Origin of the sequence: Parapedobacter sp. GCM10030251 (genome assembly GCF_042666505.1) — a bacterium.
In the GTDB taxonomy this organism is placed as follows: domain Bacteria; phylum Bacteroidota; class Bacteroidia; order Sphingobacteriales; family Sphingobacteriaceae; genus Parapedobacter.
Genome location: NZ_JBHTDN010000002.1, coordinates 64,798 through 89,770, shown reverse-complemented (window position 1 = coordinate 89,770; position 24,973 = coordinate 64,798). Strand labels below are relative to the sequence as shown.

Genomic DNA, 24,973 nt, shown 5'->3' with positions numbered 1-24,973 from the left:
TTAGTATCCGTTGATTAGGGTTTATCAGCGAGGGCCGACCAAGGCTCAATTTGTGTTAGGTTTTTTGATTTCAGCGCTGTATAACATTCGGGTAAGTCAAAATGGGCCAGCACTCCGGGAATCAAGGCCGATAGCGGCCAATTGTACCGCTCGCTTTTGGCAATATCGGCATAGCTTACAGGCGCATTTTTTAACGTTACCCGGGTAACGTCGTCCGCCAATAGGGCGGCAAACGTCGCCGGAATGGCTCCCCAGCCCCTGCCCACCAAGTGAACATCCGTGTGTCCTGCGGACTTCAACAGGTTTATCACCTGGAGTACGTCGTAAGTGCGCTGTCCGACGTAGGGATAGTCAATCATCAGACCGTGTACGGCATAGAAGTAATCGCTTCCATACGATGTGTCAAATCCCCGGTTTGTGGTGTTTGGCTGCGATTCACCGATGCCGCGGACATCACAGGCATAGAAAGCAGCGTCCGGGTACCGGGTGATCAATTCCTTGATCAGTGGCTCGGTACGGAGTTCTTCATCCGACGAACGGTGAGCGACGTACAGGATCGCCGGATTTTGCTGATTGGGAAGGCGCGAATAGTGCGGTTCGTTACGAAGCAAATAAAGCAAGGAAAAAATCCCTTCCTCCGTCTCGACCGCGTAGTGTGCTGAATGCTCGGTGGGATAAGATCGGTCGCCCGGGCTTCGTAGAATCCGGTAGTCGGGCACACGGTCGGCATGCGGGCACTTCAGGCTGTTTAATACGGTCGTCCTGAGCGCTTCTCCCGTGCGGGTTGGCCTTCCTTCCGTTAAAGCGGCAGCCCGTTCCTCGACAAATTGGTGAACGGTTTTTGACCTCAGTGCTTTGACCTGTCCCCGAGGTGTGCACCGGAGTGTTTCGTCCGCTTCGATGGAGAGAGCGGGCTCTTGGTGTTCGGTCGATAGACGAGTGAACCGATTGAACCACCGGTACATGGCCTCCCGGTTTCCCTTGGAATAGCCATGGTAATCCGATCCGATGTGGCATTCGATCTGATCTTCCGCGCCCAGCAATTTAAACAGGTGTTTCAGGCGTTCAAAAGCTTCAAGGGCACCGCGTACGTCAAAAAAATCTTTTTCTTGGGCCAAAATAATCACCGGTTTGGGCGCCATCGCGGCTAGGAAATCGCTGTGATCCAGCCCTTGGGCAATGGCCCCGGGAGGGCATTGTTCCGCATCCGCGGCCTCTTCATTTTCGAGATTGCGCCTCCAGGTGGTAATGTAACAGCCCGGGGCAGCCATGGTGATGCGCGGATCGATTCCGCACAGTAACGTGGTTTGCGTCCCTCCACCCGAGTTTCCCGTTACGCCGATGTGGTTCGGATCTACTTCTGGTCTGCTTAATAAATAGTCCAATGCACGTATTCCGTCCCATGCAAACCAATGGCTGAGCGAGCCTTCATTTAGCACCAACTGATTGCCCATGTAATTGTGCTCCTCCGTTCCGATGCGCATAACAGGTTTGAGGTTTTCGTCGACGTATTGTAATCGCTCTCCCTGTCCTACCGGATCATATATCAGCACCACGTAACCCTTTTTGGCAAGCCCTTGGCAAAACGATTGGTAGGCAGCAGAAGCCTTTCCGTTGTCGCTATGGCCGCAGGTGCCCAATACGCCAGGCAGCGGATGTTTCCGGTTATGGGGGAGGTATAGATTTGCGGTTACCAGAAAGTTCGGTCGGCTTTCAAAGATTATTTTTTCAAGGGTATATCCCTCACGTTCGACTTTTCCCATTACCCGCGCATGTAAAGGCGTCTTTTCAGGCCAGGGTCCCAGCACGGTGTTGATTTTGTTTCGGACGCTTTCTACGTATCTGACTGCATCTTCCCTTGTCTTTAGACCGTTTCTTAGCTCGTTGCTTTGACGTTCCTTTTTACGAACGTAGCTTATCATGTATTCCTGCATGATACGCGGGAAACGGTTGAGGCGTTCCAACCCTGCCTTTTCGGTGGTTTGCGCGGCGTTCGATCCGGATCCAGCAGCAGGCGGTAACGATAAGTGGGGCGTGGTATGGGCGGTCAGCGCTGTGACGCCTCCTATGCCCGCCATTTTTAAAAAATCCCGTCGGTTGTTATATGTCTTCATGCATTTATAGTACCTTTTGTCAAAGTTGCTTTCATGGCAGATTTCATCGACTCCGAACCCTCAGTTTGAATATTAGTTCCTAATTGGTATCTCAAATATATCAAGCCATGATTCGCGAAGCAATTATTTGCACGCTTATATTATCGGGAACGTTGCCGAAATAATGAGTTATCTGCTATTTTCATCTGACTAAATTTGCTTTTGGCGATTTATGCAGGTTTCATCCGTTATTTATATAAATTTGTTTATCGACAGAAGGTTATCCGTTTGTTATGCCAGAACACATCACCATCAAGGACATCGCCCGGATATTAAACATTTCGATTTCAACGGTGTCGCGGGCTCTGCGCGATGCATACGACGTCAATCCCGAAACGCGTGAGCGGGTGCTGCAATTGGCTAGAGAACTGGACTATAAACCGAATTTCAATGCTGCGGGGTTAGCCGGGGGTGGAACACGTAACATCGGGATCATCCTGCCTTTCATCACCAATTATTATTTTTCGATGGTGATTACCGGCATTCAGGAGATGGCTTATGCAAAAGGATACAATATCGTACTTTATGTGACCAATGATTCACCGGAGCGGGAATTGGATGTTGTGAAAAACCTGAATGCGCAGCACCTGGACGGGATCCTCGCGTCTGTGTGTTCAGATTCTGCAGCCAACGGTTATTTCGAGCGCATCATTTCCGAGGGAACACCGGTTGTGTTTTTCGACAGGGTACTAGGCGGCGTGGATGCATCCAAGGTAGTACAGGATGATTATAATGGAGCGTTTGAGGCAGTTGAACACCTGATCCAACAGGGGTTTACCCGGATTGCGCACATAGCAGGTCCAGAGAACCTCGACTTCACGAAAAATCGATTGGCGGGTTATCTGGATGCGCTTGGCAAGTATAACATACCGGTTAATTCCGAATGGATCATCCATTCAGGGTTTTCACAGGCACATGGCGAAGCGGATCTGATGAGATTGTTTGAACTGGCGGAGCGACCGGATGCGGTTTTTGCTGTCAATGACCGCAAAGCTATCGGTGTGATGCAGGCACTCAAGGCACGTAACGTAGTGATCGGGCGCGATTTTGGTGTCATTGGATTTACAAATGACCCAATGTCGACCATCATTTCGCCTACGCTTTCCACCGTGGCGGAACCCGCGTATGAAGTCGGAAAACTGAGTTGTGAGCTCCTACTGCAGCATATTGTTCGCAAATCCAATTTTCAATCACGGGAGATTGTTTTGCCGGGGGTACTGTTTCCAAGGGAATCCACGCAACGGTCGCAACGTTAAAAAACTGTATCTTTGCGTCATGAAAGCCAACATTTTAATACTATTGAGTGTTCTCATGGTGCAATTGTCCAAGGGGCAGGAGGCGCCTGCCGTATCCAAGACCGAATTCCCGGAAGCGGCGTTGCAGCAACCCTTGTTCGGACTGGATGGGCAGCAGAAAACCGCCGGCGAAATCTTGGCCGCTAATAAAGGCAAAACGGTATTGCTATACATCTGGGCAACCTGGTGTCCGGATTGTATCAACGGATTTCCGGAACTGTATGCACTTCAAAAAGCCAACCCGGATCTCCATACGGTGTATTTTTCCCTTGATCGACAGGAGCAACAATGGAAAAACGGCATCCAGAAGTTCCACCTGAAAGGGGAGCATTATTGGTTTAAAACCGATTGGAAGAATGACTTTACCAATGCGATAGACCTGAATTGGATTCCGCGTTACTTGATTGTCAGCCCCGATGGCCATATCGCCAAATACTATGCAATTAAGGCGAACGACCCGGCATTGCAGGATGCCATTGATGCACTGCGGTAATTCCCGCTTATCTTAGCCACGGTGCCGCTACCGTGAAAGCACTTGCTGCCACATAGACGTCGACTCGATGTGGACTTTCCGTCCACGCCGGGTGCTCGCATAACGAAGCAGCGGCAAAGCGCTCCCGATGCAGTGTCGAGCGTGCCGTGGGCATGCGCCGCCGTACACCCCGAAGGTGTTAATTATTTAACATACATGCCGGGTCAGCCGGGGAGGCTGTTCTTGCTGGGGTTTACCTACGGGTGGTTTAAATAGTTTGGCTATAAACCATTGGCCCGGGCGGTGATTTCGGCAATGTCCAACACCTGTATCTCCTGCTCTTTCTCCTTGGCCTTCACGCCATCGCGCAGCATGGTCATGCAGAAAGGACAGGCGGCCGCAACAATTTGAGGGCTGGTTTCCAGCGCTTCTTCGATGCGCTCGATATTGATATCCTTTTCTCCTTTTTCAGGCTCTTTGAATAGCTGCGCACCACCGGCACCGCAGCATAAGCCATTGCTGCGGCAGCGCTTCATCTCCACCAGCTGGGCGTCAAGGCTTTCCAATGCCTTACGTGGCGCTTCGTAAACATCATTACCCCGTCCTAGATAACAAGGATCGTGGTAGGTAATGCGCCGTCCTTTGAAAGATTCGCCGCCTTCGGCCCTGAGTTTACCTTCGTCGATCAGCTGCTGGATCAGCTGGGTATGATGAATAACCTCGTAATGCCCGCCCAGATCGGGATATTCGTTTTTAAGTGTATTGAAGCAATGCGGGCAGGCGGTGACGATCTTCTTTACTTCATAACCATCGAGTACCTGGATATTCATCAAGGCTTGCATCTGGAAAAGAAATTCATTTCCGGCGCGTTTCGCGGGATCGCCTGTACAGTTTTCCTCCGTGCCTAGGATCGCGTACTTTATGCCAACGTGATGCAGGATTTTGCAGATATCGCGGGTAGTGCGCTGGGCACGTTCGTCAAAACTGCCCGCACAGCCCACCCAAAAAAGGATATCGGCGGTTTCGCCCCTGGCCACCAGTTCTGCCATCGTCGGTATGTGTAGCTCTTCCATTTTTTTAAATTGAAAGTTCGTTTCCAATTCTCATACAACCATTTTCAATTTTCGATTGTATCATTTTCAATTAACTAACCCTTCCAACCCAATTCGCCCGATCTGCCTGCGCATATTTCCACGGGGCGCCGTTGTTCTCGACATTGCTAAACATCGCATTGAGCGTGGCCGGGGCCTGGGATTCTTCCATGACCGCGAAGCGGCGCAGCTCCATGATGATTTCCAAGGGATTGATATTTACCGGACAGGCTTCCACACAGGCATTGCAGGTGGTGCATGCCCAAATTTCTTCACGCGTGATGTAATTATCAAGTAACGACTTACCGTCATCTTTAAACCCGTTGTTTTTCCGGATGTTTTCCCCAACTTCCACCGTCCGGTCCCGCGTGTCCATCATAATTTTACGCGGGGAGAGAAGCTTGCCGGTGATGTTGGCCGGACATACCGATGTGCACCGGCCACATTCAGTGCAGGTATATGCTTCCAATAAATTTTTCCAGGTAAGATCCTGTATATCTTTCGCGCCGAAACGGAGGGGAGCAGCCGTATTTTCCGGTGTGTACGATGGATCAAGCATCGCCTTCACCTCGTTCGTCACACTGTCCATATTCGTGAAATGCCCTTTCGGATGCAGATTCGAAAAATAGGTGTTGGGAAAAGCCAATACGATGTGCAGGTGTTTAGAATAGGGGAGGTAATTGAGAAAAACCAGTACACCGACGATGTGAAACCACCAACAGAATCGCTCGATACCAATGAGTGATGAAACGCCATCCGGCAGTAGCGGCATCAACCAACTGCTTACCGGAAAAGCGCCCGCCTGCGTATAATGGGGCACACCCAGTAGCTGCAATTTGTGATCAGCCGCATTCATGGTCAGGAAGGCAGCCATGAGCAGGATTTCGGCAATGAGGATAAGATTGGCGTCCGTGCGGGGCCAGGAGGTCATTTCCTTTCCAAAAAAGCGCCTGACCCGGGCCAGGTTGCGTCGGGCAAGAAAAATAACACAGCCAGCCAGGACACTTAGTGCCAACCATTCGAAGGCGCCGATTAAAAAGGAATAAAACGTTCCTAAACCCGAAAAAGCGCGGTGAGTGCCCAATAAGCCATCGATCACAATTTCGAGCATCTCAATGTTGATGATGCAAAATCCCAGGTAGACAAAAAGGTGTAAGAGTGCCGGAAACGGGCGCTTGAACATTTTCTGTTGGCCGAATGCCACCAAAAGCATAATGCGCAAGCGTCTCGCCGGGTCGGCGCTGCGGTGTTCGGCTCTTCCCAGCCGGATGTTTTGAATGATTTTGCGCGTATTGTAGGTGGCCAACAAAAGGGCAGATCCTAACAAGATCGCAAAGATTAACTGGCTTATGATTACCGGTGTCATACTACGAAATTACGGAATTAAAAATACTATGCAAGCATAATAATTTATTTAGATGAATTTTACGAATTGCGCGGATTAACCGGCATTGCACAATCTTTGACGCATTTTAGCGTTATATACTAGTGGAATATAAAAGGAAAGACGGTAACGGCATCGTATGCAGTACTGCCGTGCAATAATTCCGAATAACGGCCAATTTTGCCAAAACCCGTAGACGCGCCTGAATTTAAAAGTCAATGTCGCTTTTAAAAAAATATATTTTTCTATTTTTGGAGCCAACGCAATTTAATTATGTCGAATACTCATATTAAACCAAGCGAGCAACCCGTAGCGAAACTCAGTTTTGACGATTTCAAAACGATTGTCATTGCGGATTACCGGATAGCTGTAGAGAGCAGGTTCGTGAGTTTATTGGGGCGCAAGGAGGTCCTCACCGGCAAGGCCAAATTTGGCGTTTTCGGCGACGGTAAGGAACTCGCGCAAATTGCGATGGCCAAGGTGTTCCAGCTGGGTGATTGGCGTTCGGGTTATTACCGTGACCAGACGTTCATGTTTGCGTCGGGTATATTTACGGTATACCAGTTTTTTTCACAGCTGTATGCCCATCCGGATGTGGAGGCGGATCCCTCTTCCGCTGGAAGACAAATGAATAGCCATTTTGCCACGCGGATGCTGACGCCGGAAGGAAGATGGGTAGACCAGACGTTAATGAAGAATTCGGCTTCGGATATCTCGACCACAGGGGGCCAGATGCCGCGTTTGCTGGGGTTCGGATTGGCGTCCAAGCTATACAGGAACAACGCTGATCTTGCCGGATTCGGCCAGTTCTCCAATGGGGGAAACGAGGTAGCATTCGGTACGGTTGGCAACGCTTCTACCTCCGAAGGGGTCTTTCTGGAGGCGGTGAACGCTGCGGGCGTAAGGCAGATCCCCACCGTCATTTCAATCTGGGACGATGGCTATGGAATTTCGGTACCTAATGAAATCCAAACGACAAAGGCGGATATTTCCGAAGTACTCCGGGGATTCCAGCGGGATGAAAAGGGAGCGGGATTTGAAATCTTTAAAGTGAAAGGCTGGGATTATCCGGGGCTTTGCGAAACCTACGAGCGTGCCGCGCAGATCAGTCGCGAGCAGCACATTCCGGTATTGATCCATGTAACGGAGATGACACAGCCGCTTGGGCACTCTTCATCGGGCTCTCATGAACGCTATAAATCAAGGGAGCGACTTGCTTGGGAAAAGGAATTTGACTGCATCGCCAAAATGCGAGCATGGATGATTGAATCGAGTATAGCGGACGAAGGTGAATTGGCGGAGATCGAACGTGGTGTAAAAGAGCACGTACGTGCCGAGCAACGAAAGGCCTGGGCGGATTACAATCGCGCACTTAAAAAGGAAGTAGATGAAGCCCTCGGTTTGCTGAGCGTGATTCCCGATGAGACCGTACAAGTGCTGCTCAACGAGCTGAGGTCAATCACGGAGCCTTCACTCAAGGAGGTATATAGCACGGTTAGGCGGGTGATCCGCTTGCTGCGCCATGTGCAGAGTGAAGAAAAAACCGCATTGCTGTCATGGTACGATCAGAAGCAGCAGGTAAATCGTGATCGGTATAATTCCCATTTGTTTACCGATACCGTCGAATCACCCAAACACATTCCCGTTGTGTCGGCCGAATACGATATAGACAGCAAGACGGTCGATGGCCGGGAGGTCTTGAACGCCTGTTTTGATGCAAATTTTGCCCGTGATCCCCGACTGGTAGCTTTTGGTGAAGATGTGGGTAAAATCGGCGACGTAAACCAAGGCTTTGCCGGATTACAGGCCAAATATGGCGAAAACCGGATTTTTGACACAGGCATCAGGGAATCGGCTATCATCGGCCAAGGGATGGGAATGGCTATGCGAGGCTTGCGACCCATCGCCGAAATCCAGTACATCGATTACCTGGTGTACGGTTTAACGGTGTTGACCGACGACTTGGCAAGCCTCAGCTATCGCACCAAGGGCGGGCAGAAAGCACCGCTGATCATCCGGACACGCGGCCACCGGCTGGAAGGTATCTGGCATTCGGGATCACCCATGAGCATGATTTTAGGATCAATGCGTGGTATTCACGTTTGCGTGCCCCGGAATATGACGCAGGCGGCGGGAATGTACAATACACTGCTGCGATCGGATGAGCCCGCGCTCGTCGTCGAGTGCCTCAACGGTTATCGCCTGAAAGAGCGCATGCCTGTGAACGTAGGTGAATTTACCGTGCCTTTGGGTAAAGCTGAAATTGTCAGGGAAGGACGCGACGTGACGGTGGTGTCCTATGGTTCGACATTGCGCGTGGTACAGGAGGCCTCTTCCGAACTGGAGAAATTGGGAATTTCGATTGAGATTGTAGATCCCCAAACGTTGCAGCCTTTCGATGAAGAACACCTTTGCGCACAATCCCTCAGCAAAACCAATAAATTGTTAGTGGTAGATGAGGATGTGCCGGGCGGTGCCTCGGCATTCATCCTGCAGCAGATTCTGGAAGAACAGAACGGGTACTATCACTTGGATGGACAACCCAGGACGTTAAGCGCCAAAGCGCATCGTCCGCCGTATGGTTCAGACGGTGATTATTTCTCCAAACCATCGGCCGACGATGTTATCGAGGCCGTCTATGCCATTATGCACGAGGCCAGCCCCAAAGATTATCCAGACCTGTTTGGCGGCTAATGACCTGACGAAGCTATTGCATCGGCTGGTTTAACCAACGGCAGATACTTGGCATATCCTTCTTTTTCCATGTCCTCTTTCGGGATAAAACGAAGCGAAGCACTGTTAATGCAATAGCGAAGTCCGCCTTTTTCCCTTGGGCCATCGTTGAATACATGTCCCAAGTGGGCATCACCCGTTTTGCTGCGTACCTCGGTACGGCGCATGCCAAACGAATTGTCCTCCAATTCTTCGATCAGCGAATCGTCGATCGGTTTCGAAAAGCTTGGCCATCCGCATCCCGATTCGAATTTATCAGTCGATACAAAAAGCGGCTCCCCGGTCGTGATATCCACATAGATACCTTCGCGAAACTCATCGTTATAGGCGTTTTCGAAAGGTCTTTCGGTTGCGTTTTCCTGCGTAACGGCATATTGCTGAGGTGTGAGCGTTCTCCTGAGCGTCTCAGCATCCGGTTTTTTATAAGTCTGCGCGGCACTGGCTTCTTTCTTTGCATTGGCCTTCCGGGCCAGTTCGAAGAGTGCCGGACTGATGTGGCAGTATCCGTTGGGGTTTTTATCCAGATAGTCCTGATGATAATCTTCTGCGGTATAAAAATTTTCCAGCGGCGTAACCTCCACCACGATCGGTTGGGCGTATTGTTTGGCTACGGTTGCCACCGCCTGCTTGATTAATGGACGCTGTGCTTCATCGGTATAATAGATGCCTGTCCGGTATTGCGTGCCCCGATCGTTGCCTTGTTTATTGAGGCTAGTGGGATCGATCGTTTTGAAATACAGATCGAGCAAGAGATTTAAATCGACGGTTTCGGGGTCGTACGTAACCTTTACCGTTTCAGCAAATCCGGTATTATCCTGAACTACCTGCTGATACGTAGGATTTTCAATGTGACCGTTGGCGTAACCAACTTCGGTGGCTGTGACACCTTGTACTTGTTTGAAGAAATGCTCTGTGCCCCAAAAGCAGCCTCCGGCAAAATAGATAACAGCGGTACCTGCGGTTGTTTTCTCGTTATTCATGACGTTGTTGTTTTTGTTGGAATTTTTGCTGCCGCTCATCACACGGTAAACGGCGCTGCCCATCAGTGCTAATCCGATTAGGAACGCTATCGAGGTTGTGACTATCTTTTTCATGACCTTACAATTTGACCCCTCCAGTCGCTAGGCGGGCATTATGTAAATAACAAATTTACTGAATTTTTGGTTTAGATAGTGGCAGTTTCCTAGGGTCACTCGCTACACCGGCCGTAAATATGACAGTGGTATTACAACCGATGTAGCAAGCATACCGCCCATTTCCGGTACGCAGGGTATGGGGTCACGATGCAAACAGAGCCGCTGCGCCAATCAGTGCAGCGTCCTCGCCCAATTGGCTGATGTGGATGTCGAACTGTGCAAATCCATCGGGATCGAAACCGTAAAAAATATTCCATGCCCGAGAGATATTGCCGCCGATGATGAATTTTTCTGTTTTTTCCTGTTCGCTGAAAAAGGTTAAAAATTGAATCAGGTGGTGGCTGTATTCGGCCAGAATATCTTCTACGAACGTATGTTGCTCACGTAGTTGGAGAAGTTCACGTAGCCCGGTCACTTTTATGCCATATTGCGCCGCGCGCCGTACGAACCAACGGGTAACTAGATGTTCCTCCATGTTGCTATCGAGATAAGGAGTCTTCCACAAATCGGCGTCGACTGCATTACTTCCTTTCTCCCATACGGCGCTTCCCAGCCCTGTCCCCAAGGTGATTCCCAGCATTTTCGCATGACCGTTATGCTTTCCGGCGAACACCTCACCCTGGAGAAACGCCGCAGCATCGTTGATGAAACGGATATTGACGCCTTCTACGTCGGTTCGTTCTGCCAACTCCCTGCGGATATCCATGCCGTAGAGGTTGTCGTATTTATCCTGGTCGCGCATACGCGAAATACCGCCTTCATAGTCAAACGGCCCCGGCATGGCAATGCCGATCATCGGTGAGGCCAGGGTAGGGTGGTTGGCAATTACTTCCTTGAATGGAGAAGCCCAAGCTGATAAAATCGATTTAGCATCCGCATGTGAATTAACCGCATGCCTTGCCGTTGATTCACTGATTACCTGCCACTGGCAGATATCGACCAGGGCAGCGGTTATGTGTGTGCCCCCGATATCGGAAGCGATAACCAGCGAATTATCTTGTTTGGTCATATAATTGGTTTTTGAGTAAATGATCGGCGATAACCAGAGCCGCCATGGCCTCTACGATGATCACAGCACGGGGAACCACGCAAGGGTCATGACGACCTTTTCCGGTAATTTCAGTAGCCTCGCCGGCTTCGTTAACGGTTTGCTGGGGGCGCATGAGGGTCGCTACAGGCTTGAATGCCACACGGAAAGTGATGTCCATCCCGTTGGAAATTCCCCCTTGAATCCCTCCCGAAAAGTTGGTTAGCGTTTTCAGTTTTTTCTCATCGCCATCCGGGTTGATAAAAACATCGTTATGTTCCGATCCCTGCATTTCCGATCCGGCAAATCCCGATCCGTATTCGAATCCGTGTACAGCGTTAATGCTCATCATGGCTTTGGCCAGATCCGCATGCAATTTATCAAACACAGGTTCGCCCAGGCCCACCGGTACGTGTTGGATGGTGGCACTGATCCGGCCACCTACCGTATCTCCGGCTTTGCGGATCGCTTCGATAAACGAAATCATTTCGTTGGCCGTTGCCGGATCGGCACAACGCACCATGTTGCTTTCCCGCAAGGCCGCCAGTTCATCGATGTCATGGGTTGGCAAATTAGGCGCTTCAATTTTACCCACACCCGATACGTGGGCGAAGATACGGATGCCGGATTGTGCCAGAAAGCTTTTTGCCACGGCCCCCGCAGCCACGCGCGCGGCCGTTTCACGTGCGGAAGATCGACCCCCACCCCGGTAATCGCGTATACCATACTTCATCTGATACGTATAGTCCGCATGGGAAGGACGGTATTTGTCGGCAATGTGCGAATAATCCTTGGAGCGTTGGTCTTCGTTGGGGATAACCAATGCCAAGGGCGTGCCGGTGGATTTGCCTTCAAATACGCCGGACAGGATTTTGGCGGTATCGCTTTCTTTCCGCTGGGTAGTGATTTTGGACTGGCCCGGACGGCGCTTGTCCAGTTCCGATTGAATAAACGCCTCGTCGATGGCGATATTGGGAGGGCACCCATCAATGATCACGCCGATGGCTTCGCCGTGCGATTCGCCAAACGTCGTGATGCGAAATATATCTCCAAAAGAGTTGCCGGCCATTCCTATTTAGATTTTAGAGTTGCGAATTACGTTTTTTAGCATGGTTTCTTCAACTGGCGGCTAAGTTATAACAAATCCGTGTTGTTTCAAATGTTTCCAGAAGTCAGGGTACGATTTTTCGACCACATGGGGTTCGTTGATACGGATGCTATCGAACACCAACGCAAGCGGAGCGAAGGCCATTGCCATGCGGTGATCCTCATAGGTGTCGAACACCAGGTGTTCGGGCTTCCTGAATTCTGCCGTCCGCAGGTGATAAACCTCTCCGTCTTCAATGAGCTGCACACCGAATTTACCCAGTTCCGTTTGCAGGGCAGCGATGCGGTCGGTTTCTTTGATCCTAAGGGTATGCAATCCCGTAAAGGATAGGTCCTGTTGCAACGCCGCGGCGCAGACAATAACCGTTTGGGCGAGATCAGGACATTCTTTGAAATCGAACAATCTGATTTCCGGTGTTTGGCGCTCCGTTTTTTTCCGGATGGACAGTCCACCGTCAACAAAAGACGATTCAATGCCGAAATGTGCCATGATCGCAACGATGGCGGCATCGCCCTGTAGACTTCGGTTTTTTAGGTTTGGCAGAAATACCTCGGCGTCCTTGCTGAGTGCTACCATCGCATACCAATAGGATGCGGCACTCCAGTCGGGTTCGATAACCATGCGGCAGGGGTGGGCCTGCTGCGGGGTGATGTGGATGGTGTTACCCTGCCATTCGTGCTGGATGCCGGCCTCGCGCAGCATATCCAGCGTCATCATCAAGTAAGGACGGGACGTAAGTTCCCCCGCTATTTGCAAGCGCAGGCCCTTCGGCAGGGTGGGTGCGATAAGCAATAAAGCCGATAGGTACTGACTGCTCACATCGCCTTTTACCGTAACCGTATCCGTGATCTGATTGAATCCGCCGCTTATCGACAACGGTGGATACCCGGGTTGCCCGGCAAACGCGATATGAGCGCCCAACGTCTGCAACGCGTCCACGAGAATGCCGATGGGGCGCTGCTTCATTCGTTCACTTCCCGTGAGGAGATATCTTCCGTTGGTGGTTGGTAAATAAGCCGTTAAAAAACGCATAGCCGTACCGGCTGGGCCTATGTCGATCACGGTGGTCTCTTCCTCGGTTGCCGCGGTGGTGGTTGCATGCAGCGCTTGTTTCAGCGTCTCGGTGTCGGCGGCGGACGAAAGATTGGCTACTTCCACCACACCGCCGCTCCATGCCTGGATGATCAGTGCCCGGTTGCTCTCGCTTTTGGATCCCGTCAGTTCAACGGTTCCCCGAAGGGTTTTCGTCGGATGGGAAAGTCTAATGGCGTTAGTTTCCATTAGACCTCCGCAACCGGTTTGCTGTTCATGATTTCATTCTGCTTCCGGATAGACTCGTTGTGGATAAGCTCCAGTAATTTTACGACGAAGTCTTTATCCAATTTAAGTGCCTGCGCTACATTGCTGCGTTTATGAATGATTTCGTCCCATCGGTTTACCTGCAAAATCGTTACGTTGTTGTCGCGCTTGTATTCACCGATTTTCTCAACGATTTTCATCCGGTCGCTCAGAATCTTGATGATCTGGTCGTCCAATTTGTCGATGTCTTTACGCAAGCCGGCCAGTTTATCCTCGAATACGGGGTCGTCCGATTTGGCGTGGCGGAATGTCAGGCTGGTCAATAGATCGGAAAGTGCCTGGGGAGTTACCTGCTGTTTGGCGTCGGTCCAGGCTACTGATGGATCAATGTGGGATTCCACGATCAGTCCCTGCATATCCATATCAAATGCCTTTTGTGCAATGTAGGGTATGAGTTCGCGATTGCCGCAGATGTGGCTGGGATCATTAATGACGGGTAGATCGGGGACCAACGTCTTTAACTGGATGGCGATATCCCACATAGGCTCATTGCGGAAGGCCGTTTTTTCGTAGGAGGAAAAGCCCCGGTGGATGGCCGCCAATTTTTTAATACCTGCACGATTTACGCGCTCCAGGGCACCCAGCCACAGGGACAGGTCCGGATTTACGGGATTTTTAACAAGCACGGGCACATCCACGCCTTTTAACGCATCAGCAATTTCCTGTACGGTGAAAGGATTGGCGGTAGAGCGGGCGCCTATCCACAGAATATCGACACCGGCGGCAAGCGCTTCCTCAACGTGTTTGGCAGTGGCTACTTCCGTAGAAATCGGCAATCCGGTTTCTTCTTTTGCCCGCCGGTACCATTGCAGCCCGATGCTGCCGATACCTTCGAATTCACCCGGACGCGTACGGGGTTTCCAGATGCCTGCACGCAGCACGTTTACTTTTCCGGTGTTGGCGAGCAGGTGGGCGGTTGCGACCAATTGCTCTTCGGTTTCGGCGCTGCAGGGCCCTGCGATGATCAGGGGCGCATCACCGGTGTCAAACCACGATTTTAAGGGTACGATGTCTAATGTCTGTTTCATTGTGTTATTTGTTTATTTTGCTTTTTTGTTATCAGTATTATCTTTTGGACTTCTGGCTTTCCGACTTTCTGAATTTAAACCTTTTCATTCTTAACATATTCACCCATGATGTTGAAGTTGCTCGTATGCTTGAGTACGCGGCGGATAGCGACGTCGTAGTCTGCCTGGTTTTCCCATTCCACGTCGACATAGAAGTCGTATTCGTTGCGTTTGCCGAGTACGGGCATGGATTGTATTTTGCTCAGGTTTATGTTCTGCTCAGCAAAGCACTGAAGGACGGTAGAGAGCGATCCCACGCCGTTCCCCGTCTGAAATGAAATCGAAGCCTTGTTTACTTTGGATTTTTCTTCGGGCTTGTCGGTCAGGATAAGAAAACGGGTGTAATTTTTCTTGTTGGTTTCAATGCGGCGTTCCAGGATTTCCAGTCCATATAATTTTGCCGCGAGCTGGGGAGCGATGGCTGCCGTATCTTTCAGTTGGAGCTCACTCACCCGTTGTGCGCTTGCAGCGGTGTCCTCGGCTTCGGTTACCTTGAATTGCGGATTTTCTTCCAGATAGTCGTTGCATTGTTGCAGGGCAATCGGGTGGGATTGAATGAATTTGATGTCCTGCAGGGAAACACCCGGCAACGCCATCAGGTGCAGCTTGATATGTAGGTATACTTCCCCGACAATCGGGAATCGGTAATCCCGAAGCAATGCATAGTTGGGAATTAAGCTGCCTGCAATGGAATTTTCGATCGCCATCACCACATAATCGACCTTGCCCTGTTTCAGCAACTCGCAAGTCTTTTTGAACGACTCGCATTCGACCGTTTCAATGGTATCACCGAAATATTTGTAGGCCGCCTCTTCGTGGAACGAACCCTTAACGCCCTGTATGGCTACTTTTATGCTCATATAATATGATAAAGGACAAAAAAAAGTCCCGGCTTTTCTTGCCGGGACTTTCACATTTATATCTTCTCGTTATCAATGCATATCAATCCCGGCTCTCACTGCTAAAGTAAAAGAAACCAAAAAACCAGTATGCATTGTTCCGTGTTAACATCATTTTATTTTTGATGTGCCAAATGTACGTGAAATTTTTTTATTGTCAAGAGAAAAAATAAAAAAAGCGCAAGCCAGTGAAATTTTCTATTTTGGTGTCTGTTCGTATGAAGCGGAGATACAAAATACTGGTAACGCTATTTTTCTGGGCATATGCGCTGCCGGTTCATGCGCAATTCGACCGATTTATTGCCCATGCAGCATTTGCGGAAAAGATTTACCTGCAATTGGATGCCGAGGTATACACAACCGGCGACACGATTTGGTTTAAGGCTGTGGTAGTTGAAGCGGCCAGTCATCAGCCCAGTACCCTAAGCGGGGTGCTTCATGTGGAACTGATCGGACCGGACGAACAGGTTGCCGACCGCAAGCGCATCAAGCTAACGGAAGGTATCGGATCAGGAGGTTTCAAACTGAAGGAGTCCTATTTGCAAGGCAACTACCTGGTACGGGCTTACACCGAATGGAACCGGAACTTTGGATCGGATTTCCTGTTTCAAATGTATGTGAGGGTGGTTACGACCGCTCGAGAGATTGAGCTGAATCCCATGGCTGGGATTCATTTGGTGGAACGGGAACCGGGAAGGTACCGGTTACAGGCCCAACTCAATCCCACGCTGATCGATCCCGAGCAGAAGAGCCCGCTCACCTTGTATCTGACCGTGGACGGAAAAAAAGACACACTTTCCTTGAAAGGCGCACGTAATGGGTATTACCCGTTCGATTATGCGCTGCCTGGCGGCGCAAAAATAGCCACGTTGAATATGGAAACACAACGTGGAATCCGGTACACCAAAACCCTCGCGTTGCAGGATAGTATGTTGGATCTGCAGTTTTTTGCTGAAAGTGGGGAATTGGTGCAAGGGTCGACAAGCAAGGTAGGTTTTAAAGCACTCAACGGTTTGGGCCGGGGTGTAGCCGTCTCCGGCGTTATCATGGACAGCCGCGGCAATGCTGTGGCACCATTCGCGGCCAATCACTTGGGGATGGGAAGTTTCACCTTGACTGCCGACAGCGGCGTTTCGTATTATGCGGTTCTGGATTCGTCATTCAGCAGAAACCGTGTGCATCGCTATCCGCTTCCTGAGGTAATGGCTGCTGGTCGGGTACTTTCTATTACCAAAACCGCCGGCGAAATCGGTGTGTCCGTTTATTCCAACCGGGTCGAAAACGATAGCCTGTTTGTTCAGGTAAGTTGTCGCGGTGTGTTACATTACGTCATTAGGGCATCGTTGAAAAATCATCGGATAACCACATCCTTGCCGGTTGCCGATCTTCCCGAGGGCATCTTGGCATTCACCTTGATGGATAAGCATATGCAGCCACTGGCCGAAAGGCTCTTTTTTAATCAACGGCCGGAAACGGGACTGCATATCGGCGTATCGATGGATCAGGATGCGTATCAGAAACGGAATAAAGCGGATCTTTCGATACAGGTGACCGGTCGTGATGGAAAAGCGGTGGATGCCAAAGTCTCTGTTTCGGTAATGAATAAAGATCATGTGGGGCCTGCGCCTGCCACGCGGGAGAACCTGCTTTCGCGTCTGTTGCTATCCTCAGACCTGCGTGGCAACATCGAAGAGCCCGGTTACTATTTCCGGGAGGCAGGTGATGCAGCGTTTGCGGATTTGGATGCCTTAATGCTTACCCAAGGGTGGAGAAGATACCATTACGACAAACCGGTTCAGGACACGTTTCCCTTTCCAGTTGAGCCCTATCCGTATATCAGTGGGCGGGTAGGTGGGGTCTTTTCCAAAAAGGCGCAGGCCGGGATCGGACTGACCCTGATGACATTTGGGGCGAGGCAATCCATAAATGCACAAAGTACGGATAGTCTGGGGCGTTTTTATTTCGGATTGGCCGATGAATACACCGATTCGTTGGATGTGTTGATTCAAAGCGCAAATAAGGCGGGGAAAAACCGGAATTACACACTAACGTTGGATGAGCGGAAGCCGCCTGCGATAAACTATGACCAGCGTCGCTCCTTAGAAGAGGTAGACAGCATCGTTTCCTATGTAGTTCAAAAACGGCAGGAGCGGGCGCAACAGGAGTATGCATATCGGCTTTCGGCTGGTGAAATCCTGCTGGATGAAGTGTTGGTGGAACGTCGGGCGCTCAGTCCCGAACAACAAAAGGTGTTCGACCGATATGGAGAGTCTGATGTGGTCATTGCCGGGGACGCAATTCGAGAAAAGGAAGAAAAATGGTCATACGGATTATACAGTGTGTTGTTGTTCAATTTTCCGAGAGACCTGCGAATCGACCGCGTTGGAGATCAGGGTGGTTACCTTCGGGCAAGTATTGTTGGTGGTGAAACTACGCTGGTGGTTGTCGACGGCATTCCGGTACCAGGCCACAGTTATGAGCTCATCCCGAACATTCCGCCCAGCGAGGTGAAGAGTGTGGAACTTATCCGGTTTGCCAAGGGGTTCAGCCAACTTTATCAAGAGGTATATCCCGAAGCTTCCCCGCTTAAAATACCACCCGTTGGCAGTGTCATTGCTATTTATACGCATGCAGGGAAGGGCGTGTATGCCGTTCGCAAGCCCACGGGGCTTTTGCAAGCTTCGGTGCCGGTCTATTCGCCGACGATCGAATTCTATTCGCCGCGTTACGATTCGTCTACGGAGGTGGAGGCGGCAAGACCCGATTTGCGAACGCTGATCCATTGGTCCCCTGAATTAACTACAGACGAAAGCGGCTCGGTCAAGACCTCGTATTACCATTCGGATGCGATTGGCGAAACAATCGTTGTCATCGAAGCCCTCTCATCGAGTGGAGAAATTGGGTACCGAGAGCTGGTGTACGAAGTGACTAATTGAACGGGTTGGACGTCGATGCTTCACGTATTTCCCGCATGTTTCCCACCTATTTCCCACGTTTCCATCGCCTTTTTACTTGTTTGCTAGACATGTGTTATCAGCGAGTTATCCGTGGGATGCCCTTGGATCGTCCCCGAGTTTTCCGTACCTTTGTACAAACCCATAATGCCATTAATCATGGCTATCCAAAAAGGTCCTATCAATTTGGAAGGGCAAATCGGGGATTTGTCTTTCTATCGAAGCAACGGCAAACCACAGGTCAGGCGGCGTTCAGGAATAAGCAAGGAACGCATTGCTAAGGGTCGGCAATATGCGCGGACACGCGAAAACATTACGGAATTTGGCCGTGCCAGTCGTATGGCGAAGCTGATCCGAGTGGGCGTAAAGCTGGCACTTGGCGAGCGTTATGCGTTATTTGAAGATCCTTCGTTGCCTAACCGGCTTACGCCGAGGGTGCAGGCAATCATCAGGTCGGATCATATCCACGACCGCGGGCAACGTGTTGTCTTGCCCAGGCATCTGGCCTTGCTTCATGGATTCAGTTTCAATGCGGGAGCGGCATTGAAGGATGTATTGTTCATCCCGCCACGTTACACCTATCGGCAGGATTCGGGACGGTTGGAGGTGGCGCTGCCTTCTTTCTATCCGAATACGGCAATGGCGGTGCCTAACGGTACAGAACTGTGCAGTTTCCATGTTGCAGCGTTGCTGTTTAACGCAAATTGCGAGTGGCTGCCTTTCGTTGCCCAGCAATCCGAATTGTTGCCCGTAAACCACGAAGCCCTCCCTGCCCAAACGTTCCGGCTGGAATTGCCCGAAGCGTCTGCCGATCCGATTATCCTCTGCTTTGGCATCTCTTTTTACGGCAAGCTCGGTGGCTATCCCGTGCCGATACGGGATCAGGGACGGAACGTTTTTGAGGTGATAGGCGTATCGGCAACGGATGCCGGATGATCGTTTTGCCAGTCTTCCTTTGGGATTTCGTACAGGAAATTATGCTTAGGGCCGCCCCCCTGGTAGTCTGCCGGTACTTGGGCTACCTGGTGTGCACCAAGTTTCTCGACGGCCTTTTGAGAGCGTATGTTGGTTGTTCCTACATGAAATAATACCGTATCCACGTATGGGAAAGCATAGTCGAGCATAAGCTTTTTCACGGTGGCATTCAATCCCGTACCCCAATGACCTACGGCGTAGAAAGTATAGCCGATGAAGATGCTCCGGCTTTGCGCATCATAGTCGTAAAACCGGGTGCTTCCGGCAATTGCGCCCGTTTTTTTGTCGACTATTTTGAAAGCCCCCTTGCTTTTGATGGCACCTTCAAAGAAGCAGCGGAAGACGCTTTCCTTCCACCGATCCGGCTGTGGGTGTTGTTCCCAGATTTTCGGATCGGACGCGACGGCATAGAGCGCATCGAAGTCTGATTCGTTAAGTGGCAGCAGAAGCGTACGGTCGTTTTCCAATCGGGTAAGTTTGGTGAACGGATTCATGGCATTCGTTTTCTTTTCCGTACAAAATTACGCAATCTGACACGGGAACTGAACATCACCGAGCAGAATGTTCTTTCGGTGCGAGGTACCGTCATGGGCAAAAAAAATACTACTTTTGTACAGGTCGAACGCCTTAATACGCATGAAAGAAAACACAAAACACGTGATCGTGATAGGAGGGGGATTTGCGGGAATCAATTTTATCAAACACCTGGGAAAGGATAAACGGTTTGTGATCACGTTGGTGGACCGGAACAATTACCACTTTTTTCCGCCGTTAATTTACCAGGTTGCTGCCGCATTTATCGAGTCCTCGAATATTTCCTACCCATTTCGCCGCTTGTTTCAAGAGAAACCCCATATCCGCTTTCACATGGGCGAATTGAAACGGATTATTCCGGAAGCCAAGCAGGTGGAGACGACAACGGGCGTGCTTTCATACGATTACCTCGTATTAGCCATGGGCACCGGAACCAATTATTTCGGTTTTGAAAACATCGCCAAATACGCCATGCCGATGAAAACCCTCGACGATGCAATGAACCTGCGCAATCACATTTTGTTGCGTATGGAGTGTGCAGTACGTACCACCGATCCGGTCGAGCGGGATCGGGCATTGAATATCGTGATTGCCGGAGGTGGCCCTACGGGAGTGGAGTTGGCCGGAATTCTCGCCGAGATGGGCCGGGAGATCGTCCGAAAGGAATATCCGGAGCTGACGGATCTCAAGTCGCACTTATATATCGTCAATTCCGCACCGGTCTTGTTGCCGCCGATGAGCACGAAAGCGCAACGGGAGGCATACGCCGTGTTGGATAAACTCGGGGCAAAAATTATCCTGAACACCAAAGTGATTGACTACGTTTCCGGCAATGTGCTGCTGGGCAGCGGCGAGACCATCCCAACCGATACGTTGATCTGGACTTCCGGCGTCGTTGCCGTTCAGGTAGAGGGGCTTCCCGTAGAGTCGGTAGCCCGTGGTGGACGCATCAAAGTGGACGCTTTTAACCGGGTTGCGCATACCGATGCGATCTTTGCTCTCGGCGATCAATGCTTACTAACGGACGATAAAAATTACCCCGAAGGTCATCCTCAAGTAGCGCAGGTGGCTATCCAACAGGGAAGGTTGCTGGGACGAAACCTATCACGTCAGATCGGTGGCAATTCCATGAAGCCGTTTGCATATCGCAACAAAGGCACGATGGCCATCATCTCCAAATACCGTGCGGTTGCCGACCTGCCAAAGGGGTTTCTTCGCGGATCGATCGCTTGGGTCAGTTGGCTGTTTGTGCACATCATTCCATTGATCAGCTTCCGGAATAAGCTTGTACTCGCCACCAATTGGGCCTGGTCATTTGTTACCAATGATCCGACATTACGATTGATCCTTCGCCCAAATAAGGAGGAGATCGCACCATCGGCTAAGGGTACTTATGGGAGCGCCACCAAATCCGACAAAAAGGAAAGGCTTTGAATCCGTTTGGCAGAGGTATAGTATTTCGAGACAAACGAGGTTGCTTCCGCGTCGTCGGTTTGCGATAGTTGGTAAATGTTGTTGAAGATGGTCCGCAACGTCGGATGGAAAGCTCCCCAAACCGGATACCCGCCACTGGGAATGGAAATACTCAATCCATAGGGTGGGTAGCCTACAAACTGTCTTCCCGTCTGGTTTGCATAGGCCACCCGGTACCAACCGTTATCGCCACTCCAGAAGTTGGAAAACAAGGGGTATTTCAGATCACCATTCCATATTTTTTCAACGAGTTGGTTGGCAAACGCCTGGCGAAGTGCTTCGGGGTCGAAAGCCGGATTGTCATATCCCCAAACCGCCCGTATGTGTTTCCGGTTTCTTGTAAACGTTTCAAGTGCCGGCACCAACCGTCTTGCATGGCTGATATCCCATCCTGCGTCCGCTGCGAGGTAACGGTTATCCCAAGGTACCGAAGTGATCATCTCCGCTTTATTTTCGCGGTTTTCCTTCCAGCTTACCGGAGATTGGTCGCCCGTATAGCCCGCATACCGGGTATCGAAATGAAACTTCCAGAACCCCCTGTCGAGATCGGCCCGCATGCCACCGGGAGACGGCGAGAGAAATGCCCGGGCCAGAAATAAATCAAATATTTTCTGTATACCAGCTGTTTTTTGGCGCAATTCGTCAAACGCCTTTTTACCATCGGCTTTCGCAGGTCGGATCCCCGATCGGTGTAATGCCGATAAGTCGGATAGAATCGTTAAAAACCAGAGATCCTGGTCGGAAAAATAATAGCGTGAATTTCCATCTTTGATGTCGGTAGTGGTAATCGGAAGTCGTCTTTCAACCGAGGCGAAATAACTAGACGTCAGCCAGCGATTCATTTGAACAGCCATGGTATTGAACGTATGGGAAACAAATTCATTTTCGGCAGCTGTTCGCCGGTGAGGGCGGATATTTTCGGATATGCTCGTAGCAAGTGCACCCAATAATCCTAAAAATTGTGCGCTGCAAAGCCTCACTTCTTTTCCCAGGAAACCATAGGCTGTGCAGATATGCCCGCCATTGCAAATCCAACCCGTACTTTCATCGGTAGCCGAGATCGGTTCCAGTTTGGAAAGGACAGGGTTTAACAATTCCACGAGCTCGCCAATTTGCGGTGTATCTTTACACCTTCGGGTCATTTCCACAAATGATTGCAATCCACCGATTTGCACATCGTACAGGACGTACACGTCTCCCTGCTCAAAGAGCCTGCGTTGAATTTCTGACGCGAAATAGTCTCGATAGTGGGTATTCCACAAATGGATGACCTGTTCGTGGATTTCACCGTTCTTAGAAAAATCCACTGGGTTCTGTGGTCGGGCGTTGTGGCTGAACAAGAAGCAAATCAGGGCTAATCCGAAGGGCTTCCAGTCCAGGTTTTTGAAAACGGGAAGGGTAACTGATCGTGTCAACGTTTTTAGATTTATTGTTTTTGGATATTGAGCTAATATACGAAGAAATTGCTACTCGTTATTTAGTAGTTATTTACGGGTTGCCAATTGCTCAGACACGTACGTATAGACATATTCATAAATGCGCATGAGATCTTTTTTTCCAAACATGCCAAATTGCAGCATATCGGGCGGTTCGAGGAAGAGGTCGCATTTGGTCGCGTTTTGCGCTACCGACTGACCGATGGCAAGGTGTATAATGCGGTCGAGTGATTTGACAGGAGTTAATTGATCGGGTGTGACCTTGTCGAGCGCGTTTACATGGACGCCGATCAGGAAGTTGCATTCGTCAACCAAGGGGTGTATGGGAAGGTTGTCCAGCAAGCCGCCATCGTAATAGACCGCGTCTGCATGTTTTACAGCGGGAAATAAAAGCGGGACACTGGCTGATGCCAGCAAGGCCTCGTCCAGTGGGCCGGTGTGGAAATACTCGGTTTTACCCGAAAGAAGATTGGTGGCCGCAACGTACAGCGGTTTTTTGAGCGATTCAAACGAATTGTCAGGCATGTGGGTCCGAAGAAGCCGCGAGAGAAAGCGCGTATTGACGAATCCGGAAGCGCGAAGCCGGAGGCTGGTGGTAGGAAAGAGGTCGTTATCCTTTACGATGTGCAACATGTCGTCTACCGAATAGCCCGCGGCATAGAAAGCCCCGATAATGGCGCCGGCGCTGCTACCGGAAATACCAGCCGGCTGGAAGCCGTGTTCTTCCAAGGCTTTAATCGCTCCCAGATGGCCAATCCCTCGTAATCCGCCGCCGGACAGAACGAGGCCCACTTTGCGGGGCTGTCTCCATTGTTTTATCCAATTAAAAGCCATGGCGTAAGGTTACGATTTTTTTCGCTAAGTTTGCTTTTATGAGCGAAATACGCAACGCATTCATGGCGATACTTCTGGCGGGATTCGTAGTTTCCTGTCAATCTCCAAAGAAACAAGGGGGAACTCCCGTGGTCGGTTTTGTGGAAGCTTTTGAAGACGCCACCATCGGACAAGCCTATCAGGGTTTCATAGACGCTTTAAGCGACAGCGGTTACCGCGAGCAAGATGGAACGCTCCAGGTCATCCATCGGAACGCGCAAGGTGATGCAGCAACACTCAATCAGATTATCAGTTATTTTAACAGCCAGCAGGTAAACCTTATCGGAACCAGCACCACCTTGGCGACCATTGCTGCGGTGCAGCGCAGTAAGGACATTCCGGTTTTTCAAACCGTGACCGCAATGCCCGATATCCTCGGTTTATTGGATGCTACCGGACAGCCACCGGCAAACCTGTTTGGAACCGGCGAAAACCTCAATTATATTGACACGTCATTTGTATTGATCACCGAAATGGTTAAGCCGAAAAGTGATCGATTAACGGTCGGGATGATCTACAATCAGTCCGAGCCTCAATCGGTGGAAGCCTTTGAGCACATTTCCGAACTCGCTGACAGCATGAATGCCCAATTGGTTGCGCTGCCACTTAACTCATCCGCTGAAGCGCAGCTGGTAGTTCGATCGTTGCTGACTCGCCACATTGACGCATTTTTCGCCAATCCGGACAATACGGTATTCGCAGCATTTGAGACGATACTGAAAAATTGTAACGACAAAGGGGTACCGGTTTTCACCAGCGAATCGGGTTTGGTGGCCCGGGGAGCTGTGGCAGCTTTCGGTGCAGACATTTATCAGTGGGGCCGTCAAAGTGGGGCCCAGGCGGCCCATTACTTGAAAAGCGGCTCGACGGAAGGCCTAAAGGTGGAGATGCTTAACGTTCGAAAGCGGGTATACAATCCGGAAGCGGCTAAGCATTTTGGCTACGTATTCCCGGATACGTTCGAAGCAATCGAATCGAATTAATACCGGCGTATTCTTCCCGAC

The 24,973-nt window shown here is 50.5% G+C and carries 19 protein-coding genes and 1 pseudogene; 7 read left to right on the top strand and 13 right to left on the bottom strand.

Features of this window, described 5'->3' with window-relative positions; translation table 11 throughout:
- Positions 1 to 14: 14 nt before the first annotated feature.
- Positions 15 to 2,114: an alpha/beta hydrolase family protein gene (locus ACFQRK_RS06385; protein WP_379004768.1), complete on the bottom strand. Its 2,100-nt coding sequence runs from the start codon at positions 2,112 to 2,114 to the stop codon at positions 15 to 17.
- Between the two features lie 272 nt (positions 2,115 to 2,386).
- Here ACFQRK_RS06385 and ACFQRK_RS06380 point away from each other — a divergent pair, with 272 nt between their 5' ends.
- Both ACFQRK_RS06380 and ACFQRK_RS06375 read left to right on the top strand, forming a co-directional pair.
- Positions 2,387 to 3,409 (top strand): LacI family DNA-binding transcriptional regulator, encoded by a 1,023-nt coding sequence (locus ACFQRK_RS06380; RefSeq protein ID WP_379004766.1) that lies wholly within the window; start codon positions 2,387 to 2,389, stop codon positions 3,407 to 3,409.
- A 19-nt stretch (positions 3,410 to 3,428) separates the two neighbouring features.
- Positions 3,429 to 3,941 carry a TlpA family protein disulfide reductase gene (locus ACFQRK_RS06375; RefSeq protein ID WP_379004765.1) on the top strand — a complete coding sequence of 171 codons (513 nt, stop codon included), beginning with the start codon at positions 3,429 to 3,431 and terminating at the stop codon, positions 3,939 to 3,941.
- 260 nt (positions 3,942 to 4,201) lie between these two features.
- Here the strand turns inward: ACFQRK_RS06375 and ACFQRK_RS06370 are convergent, their stop codons facing one another.
- Entirely contained in the window at positions 4,202 to 4,993 is a 792-nt protein-coding gene (locus ACFQRK_RS06370) for a (Fe-S)-binding protein (protein WP_379004763.1), read from the bottom strand.
- 70 nt (positions 4,994 to 5,063) lie between these two features.
- Positions 5,064 to 6,365, bottom strand: coding sequence for a 4Fe-4S dicluster domain-containing protein (locus tag ACFQRK_RS06365; protein WP_379005880.1), 1,302 nt, complete (start codon positions 6,363 to 6,365; stop codon positions 5,064 to 5,066).
- A gap of 303 nt (positions 6,366 to 6,668) precedes the next feature.
- Here ACFQRK_RS06365 and ACFQRK_RS06360 point away from each other — a divergent pair, with 303 nt between their 5' ends.
- Positions 6,669 to 9,089: a thiamine pyrophosphate-dependent enzyme gene (locus ACFQRK_RS06360; RefSeq protein WP_379004761.1), complete on the top strand. Its 2,421-nt coding sequence runs from the start codon at positions 6,669 to 6,671 to the stop codon at positions 9,087 to 9,089.
- Here the strand turns inward: ACFQRK_RS06360 and msrB are convergent.
- The 7 genes and pseudogenes from msrB to ACFQRK_RS06325 form a co-directional block, all read right to left on the bottom strand.
- Positions 9,086 to 9,601: a peptide-methionine (R)-S-oxide reductase MsrB gene (gene msrB / locus ACFQRK_RS06355; RefSeq protein ID WP_379005879.1), complete on the bottom strand. Its 516-nt coding sequence runs from the start codon at positions 9,599 to 9,601 to the stop codon at positions 9,086 to 9,088. The genes ACFQRK_RS06360 and msrB overlap by 4 nt on opposite strands.
- A gap of 33 nt (positions 9,602 to 9,634) precedes the next feature.
- Positions 9,635 to 10,108 (bottom strand): annotated as a pseudogene (msrA, locus tag ACFQRK_RS06350) (peptide-methionine (S)-S-oxide reductase MsrA); the annotation flags it as partial.
- 298 nt (positions 10,109 to 10,406) lie between these two features.
- Positions 10,407 to 11,273, bottom strand: coding sequence for an ROK family protein (locus tag ACFQRK_RS06345; protein ID WP_379004760.1), 867 nt, complete (start codon positions 11,271 to 11,273; stop codon positions 10,407 to 10,409).
- On the bottom strand, positions 11,257 to 12,360 hold the full coding sequence (gene aroC / locus ACFQRK_RS06340; protein WP_379004758.1) for a chorismate synthase: 1,104 nt from the start codon (positions 12,358 to 12,360) through the stop codon (positions 11,257 to 11,259). The genes ACFQRK_RS06345 and aroC overlap by 17 nt, the downstream gene beginning before the upstream one ends.
- Before the next feature lie 60 nt (positions 12,361 to 12,420).
- Positions 12,421 to 13,680, bottom strand: coding sequence for a 3-phosphoshikimate 1-carboxyvinyltransferase (gene aroA / locus ACFQRK_RS06335; protein WP_379004756.1), 1,260 nt, complete (start codon positions 13,678 to 13,680; stop codon positions 12,421 to 12,423).
- The gene (locus tag ACFQRK_RS06330) at positions 13,680 to 14,786 is read right to left on the bottom strand and encodes a chorismate mutase (protein WP_379004754.1); all 1,107 of its coding nucleotides are present in this window, start codon (positions 14,784 to 14,786) and stop codon (positions 13,680 to 13,682) included. Before ACFQRK_RS06330 ends, aroA begins: the two co-directional genes overlap by 1 nt.
- 74 nt (positions 14,787 to 14,860) lie before the next feature.
- On the bottom strand, positions 14,861 to 15,685 hold the full coding sequence (locus tag ACFQRK_RS06325; protein WP_379004753.1) for a prephenate dehydratase: 825 nt from the start codon (positions 15,683 to 15,685) through the stop codon (positions 14,861 to 14,863).
- Between the two features lie 257 nt (positions 15,686 to 15,942).
- On the opposite strand from ACFQRK_RS06325, the gene ACFQRK_RS06320 reads away from it, so the two are divergent.
- On the top strand, positions 15,943 to 18,660 hold the full coding sequence (locus ACFQRK_RS06320; protein ID WP_379004751.1) for a hypothetical protein: 2,718 nt from the start codon (positions 15,943 to 15,945) through the stop codon (positions 18,658 to 18,660).
- A 177-nt stretch (positions 18,661 to 18,837) separates the two neighbouring features.
- Positions 18,838 to 19,614: a hypothetical protein gene (locus tag ACFQRK_RS06315; protein WP_379004749.1), complete on the top strand. Its 777-nt coding sequence runs from the start codon at positions 18,838 to 18,840 to the stop codon at positions 19,612 to 19,614.
- Here ACFQRK_RS06315 and ACFQRK_RS06310 read toward each other — a convergent pair.
- Positions 19,560 to 20,147 (bottom strand): GNAT family N-acetyltransferase, encoded by a 588-nt coding sequence (locus tag ACFQRK_RS06310; protein ID WP_379004747.1) that lies wholly within the window; start codon positions 20,145 to 20,147, stop codon positions 19,560 to 19,562. The two genes, ACFQRK_RS06315 and ACFQRK_RS06310, sit on opposite strands and share 55 nt — an antisense overlap.
- A gap of 142 nt (positions 20,148 to 20,289) precedes the next feature.
- On the opposite strand from ACFQRK_RS06310, the gene ACFQRK_RS06305 reads away from it, so the two are divergent.
- Positions 20,290 to 21,621, top strand: coding sequence for an NAD(P)/FAD-dependent oxidoreductase (locus tag ACFQRK_RS06305; RefSeq protein ID WP_379004745.1), 1,332 nt, complete (start codon positions 20,290 to 20,292; stop codon positions 21,619 to 21,621).
- On the opposite strand, the gene ACFQRK_RS06300 is transcribed toward ACFQRK_RS06305, so the two are convergent.
- Positions 21,579 to 23,075, bottom strand: a complete 1,497-nt coding sequence (locus ACFQRK_RS06300; RefSeq protein ID WP_379004743.1) for a hypothetical protein — start codon at positions 23,073 to 23,075, stop codon at positions 21,579 to 21,581. The two genes, ACFQRK_RS06305 and ACFQRK_RS06300, sit on opposite strands and share 43 nt — an antisense overlap.
- 69 nt (positions 23,076 to 23,144) lie before the next feature.
- On the bottom strand, positions 23,145 to 23,930 hold the full coding sequence (locus ACFQRK_RS06295; RefSeq protein WP_379004741.1) for a patatin-like phospholipase family protein: 786 nt from the start codon (positions 23,928 to 23,930) through the stop codon (positions 23,145 to 23,147).
- Positions 23,931 to 23,968: 38 nt separating this feature from the next.
- Here ACFQRK_RS06295 and ACFQRK_RS06290 point away from each other — a divergent pair, with 38 nt between their 5' ends.
- Complete coding sequence (locus tag ACFQRK_RS06290) at positions 23,969 to 24,952, top strand: ABC transporter substrate-binding protein (protein WP_379004739.1); 984 nt, start codon at positions 23,969 to 23,971, stop codon at positions 24,950 to 24,952.
- Positions 24,953 to 24,973 lie beyond the last annotated feature (21 nt).